This is a genomic window from Nocardia asteroides, assembly GCF_021183625.1.
In the GTDB taxonomy this organism is placed as follows: domain Bacteria; phylum Actinomycetota; class Actinomycetes; order Mycobacteriales; family Mycobacteriaceae; genus Nocardia; species Nocardia asteroides_A.
Window position 1 is genome coordinate 4,124,659 of sequence record NZ_CP089214.1, and the last position, 13,898, is coordinate 4,138,556.

Consider the following 13,898-nt stretch of genomic DNA (forward strand, 5'->3'; position numbering starts at 1 on the left):
GCACTATCGAGGGGGAACCTTGTCCGTCGTGCTCGATCCCACCGCCGAGCGAATATCCGCGCCGCCCGCCCCGGTGAAACCCCGGGGCCGGACGGCGGCGCTGCGCCGGTTCCTGCCGTACCTGCGGCCGCACCGCACCAAGATCGCGGCGGCGACGGCGCTCGCCATCCTCGCCATGCTGACCGAGATCGTGATCCCGCTGCTGATCGCCCGGATCATCGACGGGCCGATCGCGGGCGGCCACTACGGCTCGGCGGTTCCGCTGATCGGGGTGGTGCTCGCGCTCGGGCTGCTGCAGGCGCTCGGCACCTGGGGCAGGCGCCGGATGGTGGCGCGGCCCGCGGCCGAGTTCGAGGTCGCCATGCGCGCGAAGATCTTCGGCAAGCTGCAGCGGCTCGCCATCGGCAACCACGACTCCTGGGAGTCCGGCCAGCTGCTCTCCCGCGCGGTGGACGACCTCGCCACGCTGCGCCGCTTCGTCGGCTTCGCCGGGCCGTTCCTGATCCTGCACATGGTGGTCGTGCCGATCGGGCTGCTCGTGCTGTGGATCCTGATCCCGCCGCTCGGCGCCGCCTTCACCGTGCTCGCCATCCCGATCGTCGCCGTCTGCTACCGCTTCGTGCAGCGCTACGAGGTGGCGTCGCGGCGCTCGCAGGACCAGAGCGGCGACCTGGCCACCATCGCGGAGGAGTCGGCGCAGGGCATCCGGGTGCTCAAGGCGTTCGGGCGCGGGCCGTTCCTGGCCGCGCGGTTCGTGCGGCAGGCGCGGGAGCTGCGCGGCACCGAGATGGTGAAGGTGCGGCTGGACGCCACGCTGTGGTCGACCATGGTCGGGCTGCCGCAGCTCGCCATCGTCTTCGCGCTCGGCTACGGCGGCTACGCGGTGGTGCACGGCCAGATGTCGCTCGGCACGCTGGTCGCGGGCATCACGCTCGCCACCTTCCTGCAGTGGCCGATCATCTGGACCGGCTTCCTGCTCTCCGAGCTCAACGACGCGAGTACCGCATCGGACCGGTACTGGGAGATCCAGGACATCCCGCTGCTCATCACCGACCCGCCCGACCCCGACCCGCTGCCCGCCGCGGTCCGCGGCGACCTGCGGCTCGAGCACGTGCGGTTCGCCTTCCCCGGCACCCGGACCGAGGTGCTGCGCGACGTCACGCTGCACGTGCGCCCCGGCGAGACGGTCGCGCTGGTCGGCGCCATCGGCAGCGGCAAGACCGCGCTGCTCAACCTGATCCCGCGGCTCTACGACGTCACCGGCGGCAGCCTCACCGTCGACGGCGTCGAGGTCTCCCGGCTGCGCCTCGGCGACCTGCGCACCGTGGTCACCGCCGCCTTCGAGGAGCCGGTGCTCTTCTCCGCGAGCGTCAGGGAGAACGTGGCGCTCGGCGAGCCGGAGGCCACCGACGCCGACGTGCGGGCCGCGCTGGAGATCGCCCAGGCCACCGAATTCGTCGAGCAGCTCCCGTGGGGGCTGGACACCAGGATCGGCGAACAGGGGCTCAGCCTCTCCGGCGGGCAGCGGCAGCGGCTGGCGCTGGCCAGGGCGGTGCTCGGCGCCCGCGCCGGGGGCAGCGCGGGCCGGGTGCTCGTGCTCGACGACCCGCTCTCCGCGCTCGACGTGGACACCGAGGAGCGGGTGCAGGCGCGGCTGCGCAGCGTGCTGGCCGGGGCGACCACGCTGCTGGTGGCGCACCGGCCCTCCACCGCGGCGCTGGCCGATCGGGTCGCGCTGCTCGCGGACGGTCGCATCGTCGCCGAGGGCAAACACGACCGGTTGCTGCGCACCAGCACCCGCTACCGCGAACTGATGGGAGGTGCGTGATGACCGCAACCACCGACGACCGGAAGGACACCGACCCCGCCGACTGGCGCGGGATCGCCAACGAGGACCGCGAGGTCACCCAGACCGGCAACCTGGTGCTCGCCGCCCGCTCGCGCAGGCTGCTGCTCGACCTGGTGCGGCCGTACCGGGCCCGGGCCGCGATCGTGCTGCTGCTCATCGTGGTGGACAACGCGCTCAAGGTCTCCGGACCGCTCTTCATCGCCTACGGCCTGGACAGCGGGCTGGCCGCGGGCGGGCGCGGCGACTGGCGGCCGCTCACCCGCACCGTCGCGGGCTTCGCCGCGGTGACCCTGCTCAGCATGCTGACCACGCTGGTCTTCCTGCGGATCTCCGGCACGCTCAGCCAGAGCGTGCTCTTCGACCTGCGCGGGCGGCTCTTCGCGCACGTGCAGCGGCTGAGCGTCGAATTCCACGAGAAGTACACCTCGGGCAAGGTCATCTCCCGGCTCACCGGCGATATCGAGACGCTGCAGGAGCTGCTGGAGGGCGCGCTGAACCAGGCGCTCAGCGCCATGCTCTCGGTGGTCACCATCGCCGCGCTGCTCATCTACCTGGACGCCGGGCTCGCGGTGATCGTGCTGATCGGCTTCGTGCCGCTGGCGCTGGTCACCCGCTGGGCGCAGCGCAGGCAGCGGCGGGGGTACCGGCGCACGCGGGTGGCGATCGCGCGGGTGGTGGTGCACTTCGTGGAGACCATGGGCGGCATCCGCGCGGTGCAGGCGTTCCGCCGGGAGGGCCGCAACCACGCGGTGCTCGCGGCCGAGGACAGCGAGTTCCGCGAGGCCAATGTCGCGGCCGCCTTCGGCATGAGCGACTACACCGGCCTGACCAGGCTGCTCGGCAACCTCACCACCGTGATCGTGCTCTCGGTCGGCGCCTGGCAGGTGATCGAGGGCAACCTCGCGATCGGCGTGCTCGCCGCCTACCTGCTCTACCTCAACGAGTTCTACGGCCCGCTGGACGAGCTGGCGCAGGTGTTCAACGCCTACCAGTCGGCGGCGGCCGCGCTGGAGAAGATCTCCGGCGTGCTCGAGGAGGAGCCGTCGGTGCCGGAGCCGCGCGACCCCGTTCCGCTGGCGAACCCGGCGGGCGCGCTGCGGATGGACGCGGTGTGGTTCGACTACGCCGGGAAGCAGGGGAGCCCGCCGGTGCTGCCCGAGTTCGATCTGGAGATCCCGGCCGGACAGGTGATCGCGCTGGTCGGGGCCACCGGGGCGGGGAAGTCGACGCTGGTCAAGCTGCTCACCCGGTTCTACGACCCGAGCGGGGGGACGATCAGCCTCGACGGCGTCGACCTGCGCCGGATCGCCGATGTCGAGCTGCGCCGGGCCGTGGTGATGGTCACCCAGGAGGCGTACCTCTTCGCCGGGTCGATCGCGGACAACATCCGGCTCGGGCGGCCGGAGGCGACCGACGCCGAGGTCGCCGCCGCCGCCTCGGCGGTCGGGCTGGACCGGTTCCTCGCGACGCTGCCGGACGGGCTCGGCACCGACGTGCGCAAGCGCGGCGGCAGGCTCTCCGCCGGGCAGCGGCAGCTGGTGGCGTTCGCCCGGGTCTTCCTCGCCGATCCCGCCGTCATCGTGCTGGACGAGGCCACCTCCAACCTGGACATCCCGAGCGAGCGGCTGGTGCAGGAGGCGCTGGAGCGGGTGCTGCGCGACCGCACCGCGGTGATCATCGCGCACCGGCTCTCCACGGTGTCGATCGCGGACCGGGTGCTGGTGCTTGAGGCCGGTCGGATCGTGGAGGACGGGGCCCCGGCGACGCTCATCGCGGGCGCCGGACGGTTCGCCGGGTTGCATGCGGCGTGGCGGGAGACGCTGGTGTGATGCGGCCGACAGCCCCGCGTCGCTTACCGTAGAAGGGTGACGAACCCAGTCCAAGGACCCGAAAGCCAACCGGAGGAATCCCGGTGGCCGGCGATTCTCACGTGGGTTGCCCACAACGGGAAGCGCATGGAGTCCGTGCGCGTGACGCTCAACGGGAACCGGATCCGCGCCGCGGGCCGCATGATCGGCGCCGCCTGCGACGACCACCCGGCCTTCAGCGCCTCCTACGACCTGGTCACCGATGAGAACGGCGCCACCAAGCGGCTCTCGCTGCGCACCACGACCAATGCGGGCGAGCGGCACGCCTCGCTGGCGCGGGACAACGAGAACTACTGGCTCATCGACGCGGGCGGCAGCCACGTGCGGGCCACCTTCGCCGGCGCGCTCGACGTCGACGTGGTGCTCAGCCCGTTCTTCAACACGCTGCCGATTCGCCGTTTCGGACTGCAGCACGCGGTGGAGGAGGTGCAGGTGCCGGTCGTCTACGTCCGGCTGCCCGACCTGCTGGTGCAGGAGGCGAACCTGGTCTACAGCAGCACCGCCGACGGGATCAGCGTGCTCTCGCCGGTGTCGAGTGCCACCGTCACGGTGGACCAGGACGGGTTCCTGCTGGACTACCCGGGGCTCGCGCGGCGGGTCTGAGTTCGGCCCGGCCGGTACCCGAGGTTCGCGCGCGGGGTCCGAGGGGCGGCCCGGAGGAGTTCGTCGCGCGCGGAGGACAGCGGTGCGTCACCCGTGGGTCGTGTGCCTTGCGGCTGCCCGTGCATCGCGCTCGCGGGCGAGTCGGCAGGCGTCTCAGCCGAGTGCGGTGACAACAGCCCCGCGGCGACCCGCCGCACGCAGCGCTTCCAGCCACCCGGGGGCGCCGGGGACCACGTCGGCGATGGTCTCCGGGCGCTGCTCCTCGTAGCGGCGCCTGGCGGCGTGCCCCGTCTCGGCGAGCGCGGCGAGCGAGCCGTCCTCCAGGGTGCGGCGCGCCTCCGTGAGCACGGCCAGCGTCTCGTCCAGTACCGCCCGCAGCGCCTCGGCGTTCGGCTCGCAGATGGCGCGGACCAGGTCCGGCGCGGTCCCCGCCACCCGGGTTCCGTCCCGGAACGAACCGGCCGCGAGCCCGAGCGCGAGCGCCCCGCCCGCGGCCCCGGCCTGCGCCAGCGCCTCGGCCAGCACATGCGGAAGATGCGAGATGCGCGCGACGGCGGCATCGTGCTCGGCGGCGGTCACCGGCACCACCCCTGCCCCGCAGTCCAGCGCGAGCCGCGCCACCCGCCGCCACACCACCGGGTCGGTGCCGTCGTCGACGGTGACCGCCCACGCCGCGCCGCGGAAGAGCGCGGCATCCGTGGCCGCCCAGCCGGACTCGGCGGTGCCGGCCATGGGATGCCCGCCGACGAACCGGTCCGCGAGCCCGTGCGCCCGCACCGCCGCGGCCACCGGCGCCTTGACACTCACCACATCGGTCAGCGCGCAGCCGGGGGCGTGCGCCGCGACCTGGGCGAGCACCGCGTCCAGCGCGGGCATCGGCACCGCGAGCACCACCAGCGCATCGGCCGCGGCTGCCCGGCGCAGCACGGCGGGGAGGTCGGTGCCGACATCGAAGCCGTCCGCCCGCGCGGGGATCTCGGAGCGGTTGTAGCCGAAGGCTTCCCAGCCCGCGGCGGCCGCCGCGCGCAGTAGCGAACCGCCGATCAACCCGGCGCCGAGCACACACAGGGACGCTGTCATCGGTTCGGAGTTCTCCTACGACTTCAACAATTGAGCTCGGGCAGACTACCGTTGCGGCCATGGCAGCACAGCGCTCGGGCACGAACGGAGCGGCGTCGGACGATTACGACGACGTCGAAGGGTTCGCCGTGGCAGTTGTACGTGAAGAGGGTAAATGGCGGTGTAGCCCGCTGAGCAACGCCGCGCTCGGTGATCTCGTCGCCGCCGAGACCGAGCTGAAGGCTTTGCGCAGCTCCGGCGCGGTCTTCGGGCTGCTCGACGTGGACGACGAATTCTTCGTCGTGGTGCGGCCCGCGCCGAGCGGCACCCGGCTGCTCGTCTCCGACGCCACCGCCGCCATCGAGTACGACATCGCCGCCGACGTGCTGGAGGCGCTCAACCTCGAGGTCCCCGACATCGACCCGGACGAGGTCGACGACGTGGAGCCGTGGGAGGAGGGCGATCTCGGCGTGCTCGCCGACCTCGGGCTGCCCGAGCCGGTGCTCAGCGTGATCCTGGCCGAGACCGACCTGTACCCGGACGAGCAGCTCGGCATGATCGCCCAGCGGCTCGGCTTCGCCGACGAGTTCGCCGCGGTGCTCGACAAACTGCCGCACTGAGGTGAACGGCGCCGCCGACGCCGCGCTCATGCGGGCCGCGCTGGACGCGGCAGGCGCGGCCGGTGCGCGCGACGTCCCCATCGGCGCCGTCGTCTTCGCCGCCGACGGCAGCGAACTGGCCCGCGCCGCCAACGCCCGCGAGGAGCTCGGCGACCCCACCGCGCACGCCGAGCTGCTCGCCCTGCGCCGGGCCGCCGCGGTGCACGGCGACGGCTGGCGCCTCGGCGGCACCACCCTCGTCGTCACCGTCGAACCCTGCACCATGTGCGCGGGCGCGCTGGTACTGGCCCGAGTGGCCCGCGTCGTCTTCGGGGCATGGGAGCCGAAGACCGGCGCCGTCGGCTCGCTCTGGGACGTGGTGCGCGACCGCAGACTCAACCACCGCCCCGAGGTGCGCGGCGGCGTCCTCGAGGCCGAATGCGCCGCCCTCCTCGATCAGTTCTTCCGCGAACACCGCTGACCAGCCGTTTCGGCGTTCCCGAGCCGTCCGTGTATGGTTGTCGGCGGTGGCGTGTCCGAGCGGCCTAAGGAGCACGCCTCGAAAGCGTGTGAGGGGTAACCCCCCTCCGAGGGTTCAAATCCCTCCGCCACCGCCACAGCCCCTTGTCTGACATGTGCAGGTAAGGGGCTTTTTCCTGCGTGGATCCCGCTTTCGTCAGTGGTGGCAATCGACGCAGGTGATCAGTGTGTCGGCAGGCAGCCGGGCGAATTGCTCATCGACGAATCGGTTCCACTCCGCCGCCCGCTGATCGCTCACATCCGCCCGGAGGCCGCGATCTCCACGCTCGTGCCAGAGGCCGTCGATCACGAGGGCGGTGGGGCGCCAGGTGCTGCGCATCAGGAACTGCACGCGGGTGAACCCCTCCGCCTGGATGGACAGCACTGCGTTCCGCCGGTCGCGGGAGCTTGCCTCCCACTCATCCCACTCCCGCTCGGCCGCCGCGAGCGCACGGTGCCGCATGGCATCGAGGTCGATATCGCCGAGCAGCGCCTGGGCGGCGTGCAGGCGGTCGGACCGGAGGAGCAGCGACCACGGTTCCCGGTCGCTCAGGGTCCAGTAATCCCACCGGGCTTTCCAGTTCTCGGTGCTCCAGTAGTACCAGCCGCGCTCGTCGCGGCCGACGCCGTCGGGCCCGAGCAGGTCGCCCACGTCCCGCCGGATGTGGGCGGCCACGTCGTCGGGGTCGAGCCCCTCCTTCGGGTGCTCCCGGTAGTACCTCTGGGTGGCTGCGATCTCGGCGGCGGGCACGTAAGCGCGGTACGGCGCGAGGCGCGTCTGCTCCCCGTACAACGCCAATTGCCGCTCTACGTGCGGACCGACGACCATCACCAGGAAATGCACTGCCCCACCTCGTCGAATCTGTCGGGCAGTGAGCGTATCGCCGCCTTCTGGATCGACCGGTGACCGGGCGGCGTCGCTGGTACAGGATGGGCGGCATGGCGCAGGGAGACGTAGGCAGTGCGGTCCGCGTGGGAGAGCGGGCCGCAGCTCGGTTGGCGAGGCTGAGGTGCTGTGCGATCGAGCCGGGGCTGTCCGATTCCGAGTTCGAGCGGATCGAGTCGAGCTACGGGTTCGAATTCGCGGACGACCACCGAGCGTTCCTCGCCGCCGGTCTGCCGGTGCGAGGCATCGGCGCGGAAGCGGGCGCCGGAAGAGATCCGTGGCCGAATTGGCGGGACGGCAGCGAGGCCGACCTGCGCGCCCGGCTCGATCGGCCGATCGCCGCCGCACTGGCCGAGGTGGCAGCGATCTGGACTCGTGGGTCCGCTGCGAGTTCACCGGCTTCCGGCAGCCCATCGACTGGGAACCGGAAGTGATCGCGCCGTTCTGGCGTGGCTTCGTGTAGCGCACGTTCATCCCCCTTACGCTGACAGCACCGGACATTGCCCCCGCCGCCGGATAGAACGCCGGACAGTGGGTATCCGCGCCGATAGATCTTGCGGGAAGGAAAGCGAAGCATTATGCGCCGCACGACCATCCGCACTGAACGATGCGCGAGAGAAACATGAGAATCGGAAGTGTTCTTGTCCTGGTCTGGCTGATCATCGGCATCATCGCCGCTGCTCAGCGCGATTACTTCGACAGTGGCCCGGTGAACTGCGCCGGATTCAGCACGATCGCGGTCACCGTGATCGCCGGACCGCTGAACTACCTGGGAGTGAACCCCAAGGTCGATGACTGCAATGTGCCGCAGCCGAGCCCGTAGCGGGCCGGCGCTACCCGCGAGGTAGCCGCGAGACGAGGCCCGGGTGTGGCGGCATCCGGGTTTCTCGGGGAAGACAGCGCCCGGCAGGTGGAGAGCTCCTTCGGCCTCCACTCGCCGGGCGCTGTCGTGTGCGCGGGGCCGGGCGGACGAGATCGAACACAGCGGCCCCGCACCCGGGAACGGGTGCGGGGCCGCGGCGAATCGAAGGCCGGTCAGGAGACCGTGGCGGGCTCCTTCTGCTCCGCCTCGGTGCGCGGCTCGCGCAGCGCGGCCAGCTTGGCGCCCTCGACATCGATGTCCGGCAGGATCCGGTCCAGCCAGGCAGGCATCCACCAGGCCCACTTGCCGAGCAGGGCGAGCAGCGACGGGATCACGATCATCCGGACGATGAAGGCGTCGAACAGCACGCCCGCGGCCAGCGCGAAGCCCATCGACTTCGCCACCACGTTCGTCTCCAGCAGGAAGGAGCCGAAGACCGAGATCATGATGATCGCGGCGGCGATCACCACCCTGGCGCCGTGGTGGTAGCCGCTGATCATGGCCTCGACCGGCGACTTGCCGTGCACGTACTCCTCGCGCATGCGGGTCACCAGGAAGACCTGGTAGTCCATGGCGAGGCCGAAGACGAGGCCGATGAGCATGATCGGCAGGAAGCTGATGATCGGCCCCGGATCCTCGATCAGCCCGAGCGCGCCGTCCTGGAAGATCAGCACGGTCGCGCCGAAGGTGGCTGCCATGGAGAGCAGGAAGCCGAGCGCGGCGGTGAGCGGTACCAGGATCGAGCGGAACACCAGGATGAGCAGCACGAAGGCGGCGCCCGCGACGATCGCCAGGTACGGCACGATCTTGCTCAGCAGCACGTGGTCGATGTCGGCGTAGATGGCGGTGGAGCCGGTGATGCCGTACTCCATGCCGTACTCGCTCTTCAGCTCGGCCTCGGCGTCCCTGGCCTCGGCGACCAGATCCTTGGTGGCCTGGTCGTTCGGGCCCGCCTTCGGCACGCCGTCGATCAGCGCGCCGAGGCCGTCCTCGCTGCGCTGCGGCGCGGTCACGTAGTCCATGCCCGCGTAGGAGCCGAGCCGCTCCTCCAGCGCGGCGAGCGCGGCATCGCGCCGCTCGACCGGGACGTTCTCCAGGTCGACGGCGATATTGAGAATGCCGTTGCTGCCCTCGCCGAAGCCCTCGGTGCGCAGCTCGTATGCCTTCCGCACGGTGGTGTCGCGCGGCATGCTGTCCTCACCGGGCAGGCCGAGCTGCAGCCCGGCCGCGGGGGCGGCGAGCGCGCCGAGCAGCACCACGCTGAGCAGCAGCGTCACCGCGGGCGCCCGGGCGATCACCCGGGCGATCCTGGTGCCGACGGTGACCACCGTCTCGTCCTCGGTGTCGTGCTTGGCGACGAACGGGAGCCTCGGCTTGAAGAGGAAGCGACCGAAGGCGCCGAGCAGCGCCGGCATCAGCGTGATGGCGGTGAGCACGGCGAAGGCCGCGGCGATGGCGCCGCCGAGCCCCATGAAGGTCAGGAAGCTGACGCCGACGATGCTCAGCCCGGCCAGCGCGATGATCACGGTCAATCCGGCGAAGACCACCGCGGAGCCCGCGGTGCCGAGCGCGGTCCCGGCCGCGTCCTCCGGTGAATCGCCGACGCCGATCTCGTGTTTGTACCTGGAGACGATGAAGAGCGCGTAGTCGATGGAGAGCGCGATGCCGATCATCGAGGCGAGGAAGACGGTGAAGCTCGGCATGTCGATGAAGTTGGTGCCGACCATGATCAGCGACGTCGCGGCGCCCAGCCCGACCAGCGCGGTGAGGATCGGGACGAAGGCGGCCACGATCGCGCCGAAGGCCACGATCATCACCACCAGCGCCACGGCCATGCCGATCAGCTCGGACTTGCCGCTCGGCGCCTCCGTCTCCTGCGCGATGCTCCCGCTCAGCTCGATGGTCAGCCCGGCGTTGCGCGCGTCGCCGCCGACGTCGTAGGCGGCCGTGCGGTCGTCGGGGGTGACGTCGGCGAACTCGGCGATGCCGAAGGGGACGCTGAGGATGGCGACCGAATCCGGACTCTCCTGGTTGAGCACGTTCAGCGGCGCCGAGCTGCACTTCGACGGGTCCCGGTCGGCGAGGCAGCCCAGCTTCTCGGCGGCCTCGATCGGGTCGACCAGCGGCTTGGCGTGGTCGACGATCGGGAGCTCGTTCAGCTTGGCGATGAACGCCTCCACCGCGGCCCGGTTCGCCGGGTCGGTGAGCTTCTGGCCCGCGGGCGCGCCGATCACGTAGGTGCCGGTGACGGCGTCGAAGTCGAAGGCGGCCGAGGCGCCGGGGAAGTGCTTGTCCAGAATCTCGGTGGCCCGCTCCGATGGCAGGCCGGGCATGCTGAAATCGTCGGTCATCGGCTTGCTCAGAGCGCCACCGGCCGCGGCGAGCAGCACGAGCAGGATGAGCCAGACCGGAAGCACTATCCATTTATGGCGGAAAGCGAACTTTCCCCACCGGTAGAGAAGTACGGACACGAGGATATCTCCTGACGATGTCTGGGCGCGCTGAGTCGAGCGGTGTGCAAAGCACCGGTGTAGACAGCACCCGCGGGGCCACCCGGCCCTCGCCTCCACAAAACGCTCTCTGCCTACCGTGCGGTAGGTAGAATAACCGCCGGTCGGCGACCGCGACAACACCGCCGCCGCGGGGTACGTGCTCCGTGTACCCAGGCAGGAAAGGACCGAACACATGCCGAGCCGCAGCCCGGCCGCCGCCATATCCGCAGGTGGCAGTACCAAAGACGCGATTCGCGATGCCGCGCTCGAGCTCTTCTCGGCCAAGGGCTTCGAGCAGACGAGCCTGCGCGAGGTAGCCGATGTGGTGGGAATCACCAAGGCATCCCTCTACTATCACTACGCCTCGAAGCAGGATCTGCTAGGCGCGATCATCGATCCGATCATCGAGCACATGCGCTCGATGGGCGCCAAGGTCGATGGCATCGCCTGGTCCGGCGCGAACGTGCGCACCGTGCTGCGCGACTATCTGCGCGGGATCGTCCAGCACCGGCACGCGGGCGCGCTGCTGCTGCGCGACACCGTCGCCATCATCAACGCGCTCCACGATCGCTACCCGGACTGGATCGACAGCAGCGAGCGGATCCGGCTGTGGCTGGCTGGCCCCGCGCCGACCGACGAATCCACGCTGCGCGCCGCCGCGGCGCTGGAGGTGATCACGGTGGCGCTGGTGAGCGCGGAGTACGTCCCCGGCGCCCCCGAGGAGCTGGTGGAGCGGCTCCTGCTGGACTGCGCGGTGACGGTGCTCGGTGGCATCGCCGATCGGTGAGACGTTCCGGCGCGGGCGGATTCGGCCCGCGCAGCGCGTAGATTCTCCGGTGTCCACCGTGATACCGGGAGTACGACGATGCCGAATCCAGGAGCTTAGCCGTGCACATCACCGCGAGGGTCGACTACGCGGTACGAACGCTGCTCGAGATCGCGCGCGGCCAGGCGGCGGGGTCGGTGAAGGCGGATGCCATCGCCACCGCGCAGCAGATCCCGCCGAAGGTGCTGGAGACGGTGCTCGGCGAGCTGCGCCGCGGTGACCTGGTGACCAGCCGCCGCGGCCCGGACGGCGGATACCGGCTGGCCCGCCCGGCCGCCGAGATCTCGGTGGCCGACGTCATCCGCGCGGTGGAGAGCCCGCTCGCCTCGGTGCGCGGGCAGCGGCCGGAGAACGTGAAGTACGCGGGCGTGGCCGAGCCGCTGCGGCAGGTGTGGATCGCGTTGCGCGTCAACATCAGATCGGTGCTGGAGAACGTCTCCATCGCCGATATCGCGGCCGACGAACTGCCCGGCTTCGTGGTTTCGCTGACAGCTGATCCCGGGGCCTGGGCCCGGCGGTGAAAAGTTCGCGACGGCGTACCCGGCACCCGGTAATCTCCACAACATCATGTTGATCGGACTGCTTCGCACCCGTCTCCACCCCTACCGCAGGCAGCTCGCCGCGGTGGTGGTGCTTCAGCTGATCTCGGTCATCGCCATGCTCTACCTGCCGAGCCTGAACGCGGATCTGATCGACGGCGGCGTCACCAAGGGCGACATCGGCTACATCTGGACCACCGGGCTGTGGATGCTGGCCGTCTCCGGGGTGCAGATCCTGGCCTCCGCGACCTCGGTGTACTTCGCGGCGCAGGCGGCCATGGGCGCGGGGCGCGACATGCGCGGCGCGCTGGTGCACCGGGTCGGCACCTTCAGCGCGCGCGAGGTCGGCCAGTTCGGCGCCCCCTCGCTGATCACCAGGAACACCAACGACGTGCAGCAGGTGCAGCTGCTCGTCGTGATGTCGGCGACCATCCTGGTGATGGCGCCGATCATGTGCGTCGGCGGCATCGTCATGGCGCTGCGCGAGGATCTCGGGCTCTCCTGGCTGCTGCTCATCGCGGTGCCCGCGCTCGGCATCTCGATGGGCGTGATCGTGGCCTTCATGGTGCCCGGGTTCCGGCAGATGCAGGACCGCATCGACCAGGTGAACCGGGTGCTGCGCGAGCAGATCACCGGGATCAGGGTGGTCCGCGCCTTCGTCAGGGAGCGGCAGGAGACCGCGCGCTTCGAGGTCGCCAACGACCTGCTCACCGCGGCCTCGCTGCGGGTCGGGCGGCTGATGGCGCTGATGTTCCCGACGGTCATGCTGATCAGCAATGTGACCGCGGTCGGGGTGATCTGGTTCGGTGGGCACGCGGTGGATTCCGGCGCCATGCAGATCGGCTCGCTGACCGCGCTGCTCTCCTACATCATGCAGATCCTGATGGCGGTCATGATGGCCTCGTTCCTGGCCATGATGGCGCCGCGGGCCGCGGTCTCGGCCGATCGCATCGGCGCGGTGCTCGGCACCGAGTCGTCGGTGCGGGAGCCGGAGACGGCGGTGCCGTTCCGGGGCGACCCGGCCACCGTCGAGCTGCGCGATGCCGAGTTCGCCTTTCCCGGCGCGGAGAAGCCGGTGCTGTGCCGGGTGCGGTTCCGGGTCGGGCCCGGCACGACCACCGCCGTCGTCGGCTCCACCGGTTCGGGCAAGACCACGCTGGTCAACCTGATCCCGCGGCTCATCGACGTCACCGCGGGCGCGGTGCTGGTCGGCGGCACCGACGTCAGGGAGCTGGACCTCAGCGAGCTGCGCGAGCGGATCGGGCTGGTGCCGCAGAAGGCGTACCTGTTCTCCGGGACGGTCGCGGAGAACCTGCGCTACGGCAAGCCGGACGCCACCGACGACGAGCTCTGGCACGCCCTGGAGGTGGCCCAGGCGGCCGATTTCGTGCGCGAGATGCCGCAGGGGCTGGCGACGCCGATCGCGCAGGGCGGCACGACTGTCTCCGGCGGGCAGCGGCAGCGGCTCGCCATCGCGCGGGCGCTGGTGCGCAGGCCGAAGGTCTACCTCTTCGACGACTCGTTCTCCGCGCTGGACGTCGCCACCGACGCCAGGCTGCGCGCGGCGCTGCGCCCGGAGACCGCCGACGCGGCGGTGCTCATCGTGGCCCAGCGGGTGACGACGATCAGGGACGCCGACCAGATCGTGGTGCTCGAGGACGGCGAGATGGCCGGGATCGGCAGCCACGAGGAGCTGCTCCGGGACTGCCCGGAGTACCGGGAGATCGTGGAGAGCCAGCTCTCCGCACAGGAGGCGCGGTGAGAGACAATCGCGCACGCGCTCGCTGCGCCGACCG

13 protein-coding genes and 1 tRNA gene are annotated in these 13,898 nt (G+C 70.9%); 11 read left to right on the forward strand and 3 right to left on the reverse strand.

The window, feature by feature from the left end; genetic code table 11:
• Nucleotides 1-28: 28 nt before the first annotated feature.
• Genes LTT61_RS19530 through LTT61_RS19540 form a run of 3 tightly spaced genes read left to right on the forward strand, consistent with a single transcriptional unit; the run spans nt 29 to nt 4,320 of the window.
• The gene (locus LTT61_RS19530; RefSeq protein ID WP_269821764.1) at nt 29-1,828 is read left to right on the forward strand and encodes an ABC transporter ATP-binding protein; all 1,800 of its coding nucleotides are present in this window, start codon (nt 29-31) and stop codon (nt 1,826-1,828) included.
• Complete coding sequence (locus LTT61_RS19535) at nt 1,828-3,678, forward strand: ABC transporter ATP-binding protein (RefSeq protein ID WP_233015526.1); 1,851 nt, start codon at nt 1,828-1,830, stop codon at nt 3,676-3,678. The genes LTT61_RS19530 and LTT61_RS19535 overlap by 1 nt, the downstream gene beginning before the upstream one ends.
• 36 nt (nt 3,679-3,714) lie before the next feature.
• Complete coding sequence (locus LTT61_RS19540; RefSeq protein ID WP_269821765.1) at nt 3,715-4,320, forward strand: putative glycolipid-binding domain-containing protein; 606 nt, start codon at nt 3,715-3,717, stop codon at nt 4,318-4,320.
• A 153-nt stretch (nt 4,321-4,473) separates the two neighbouring features.
• Here LTT61_RS19540 and LTT61_RS19545 read toward each other — a convergent pair whose 3' ends face one another.
• The gene (locus LTT61_RS19545; RefSeq protein WP_233015528.1) at nt 4,474-5,400 is read right to left on the reverse strand and encodes a prephenate dehydrogenase; all 927 of its coding nucleotides are present in this window, start codon (nt 5,398-5,400) and stop codon (nt 4,474-4,476) included.
• A 59-nt stretch (nt 5,401-5,459) separates the two neighbouring features.
• Between LTT61_RS19545 and LTT61_RS19550 the strand changes: the two genes are divergently transcribed.
• The 3 genes from LTT61_RS19550 (at nt 5,460) to LTT61_RS19560 (ending at nt 6,595) form a co-directional block, all read left to right on the forward strand.
• The gene (locus tag LTT61_RS19550; RefSeq protein WP_233015529.1) at nt 5,460-5,999 is read left to right on the forward strand and encodes a tRNA adenosine deaminase-associated protein; all 540 of its coding nucleotides are present in this window, start codon (nt 5,460-5,462) and stop codon (nt 5,997-5,999) included.
• A gap of 28 nt (nt 6,000-6,027) precedes the next feature.
• Entirely contained in the window at nt 6,028-6,459 is a 432-nt protein-coding gene (locus LTT61_RS19555) for a nucleoside deaminase (protein WP_233021094.1), read from the forward strand.
• Between the two features lie 45 nt (nt 6,460-6,504).
• Nucleotides 6,505-6,595 (forward strand) — tRNA-Ser (locus tag LTT61_RS19560).
• Between the two features lie 59 nt (nt 6,596-6,654).
• On the opposite strand, the gene LTT61_RS19565 is transcribed toward LTT61_RS19560, so the two are convergent.
• A complete protein-coding gene (locus tag LTT61_RS19565; protein WP_233015530.1) occupies nt 6,655-7,341 on the reverse strand; it encodes a hypothetical protein in 687 nt (228 codons plus the stop codon).
• Nucleotides 7,342-7,436: 95 nt separating this feature from the next.
• On the opposite strand from LTT61_RS19565, the gene LTT61_RS19570 reads away from it, so the two are divergent.
• Nucleotides 7,437-7,817 (forward strand): hypothetical protein, encoded by a 381-nt coding sequence (locus LTT61_RS19570; RefSeq protein WP_233015531.1) that lies wholly within the window; start codon nt 7,437-7,439, stop codon nt 7,815-7,817.
• A 188-nt stretch (nt 7,818-8,005) separates the two neighbouring features.
• The gene (locus LTT61_RS19575) at nt 8,006-8,206 is read left to right on the forward strand and encodes a hypothetical protein (protein WP_233015532.1); all 201 of its coding nucleotides are present in this window, start codon (nt 8,006-8,008) and stop codon (nt 8,204-8,206) included.
• 212 nt (nt 8,207-8,418) lie between these two features.
• Here the strand turns inward: LTT61_RS19575 and LTT61_RS19580 are convergent, their stop codons facing one another.
• A complete protein-coding gene (locus tag LTT61_RS19580; RefSeq protein WP_233015533.1) occupies nt 8,419-10,716 on the reverse strand; it encodes an MMPL family transporter in 2,298 nt (765 codons plus the stop codon).
• Between the two features lie 214 nt (nt 10,717-10,930).
• On the opposite strand from LTT61_RS19580, the gene LTT61_RS19585 reads away from it, so the two are divergent.
• From LTT61_RS19585 to LTT61_RS19595, 3 genes are all read left to right on the forward strand, one after another.
• On the forward strand, nt 10,931-11,524 hold the full coding sequence (locus LTT61_RS19585; RefSeq protein WP_233015534.1) for a TetR/AcrR family transcriptional regulator: 594 nt from the start codon (nt 10,931-10,933) through the stop codon (nt 11,522-11,524).
• 101 nt (nt 11,525-11,625) lie between these two features.
• Nucleotides 11,626-12,084, forward strand: coding sequence for an RrF2 family transcriptional regulator (locus LTT61_RS19590; protein ID WP_233015535.1), 459 nt, complete (start codon nt 11,626-11,628; stop codon nt 12,082-12,084).
• 46 nt (nt 12,085-12,130) lie between these two features.
• Nucleotides 12,131-13,864: an ABC transporter ATP-binding protein gene (locus LTT61_RS19595; protein WP_233015536.1), complete on the forward strand. Its 1,734-nt coding sequence runs from the start codon at nt 12,131-12,133 to the stop codon at nt 13,862-13,864.
• Nucleotides 13,865-13,898 lie beyond the last annotated feature (34 nt).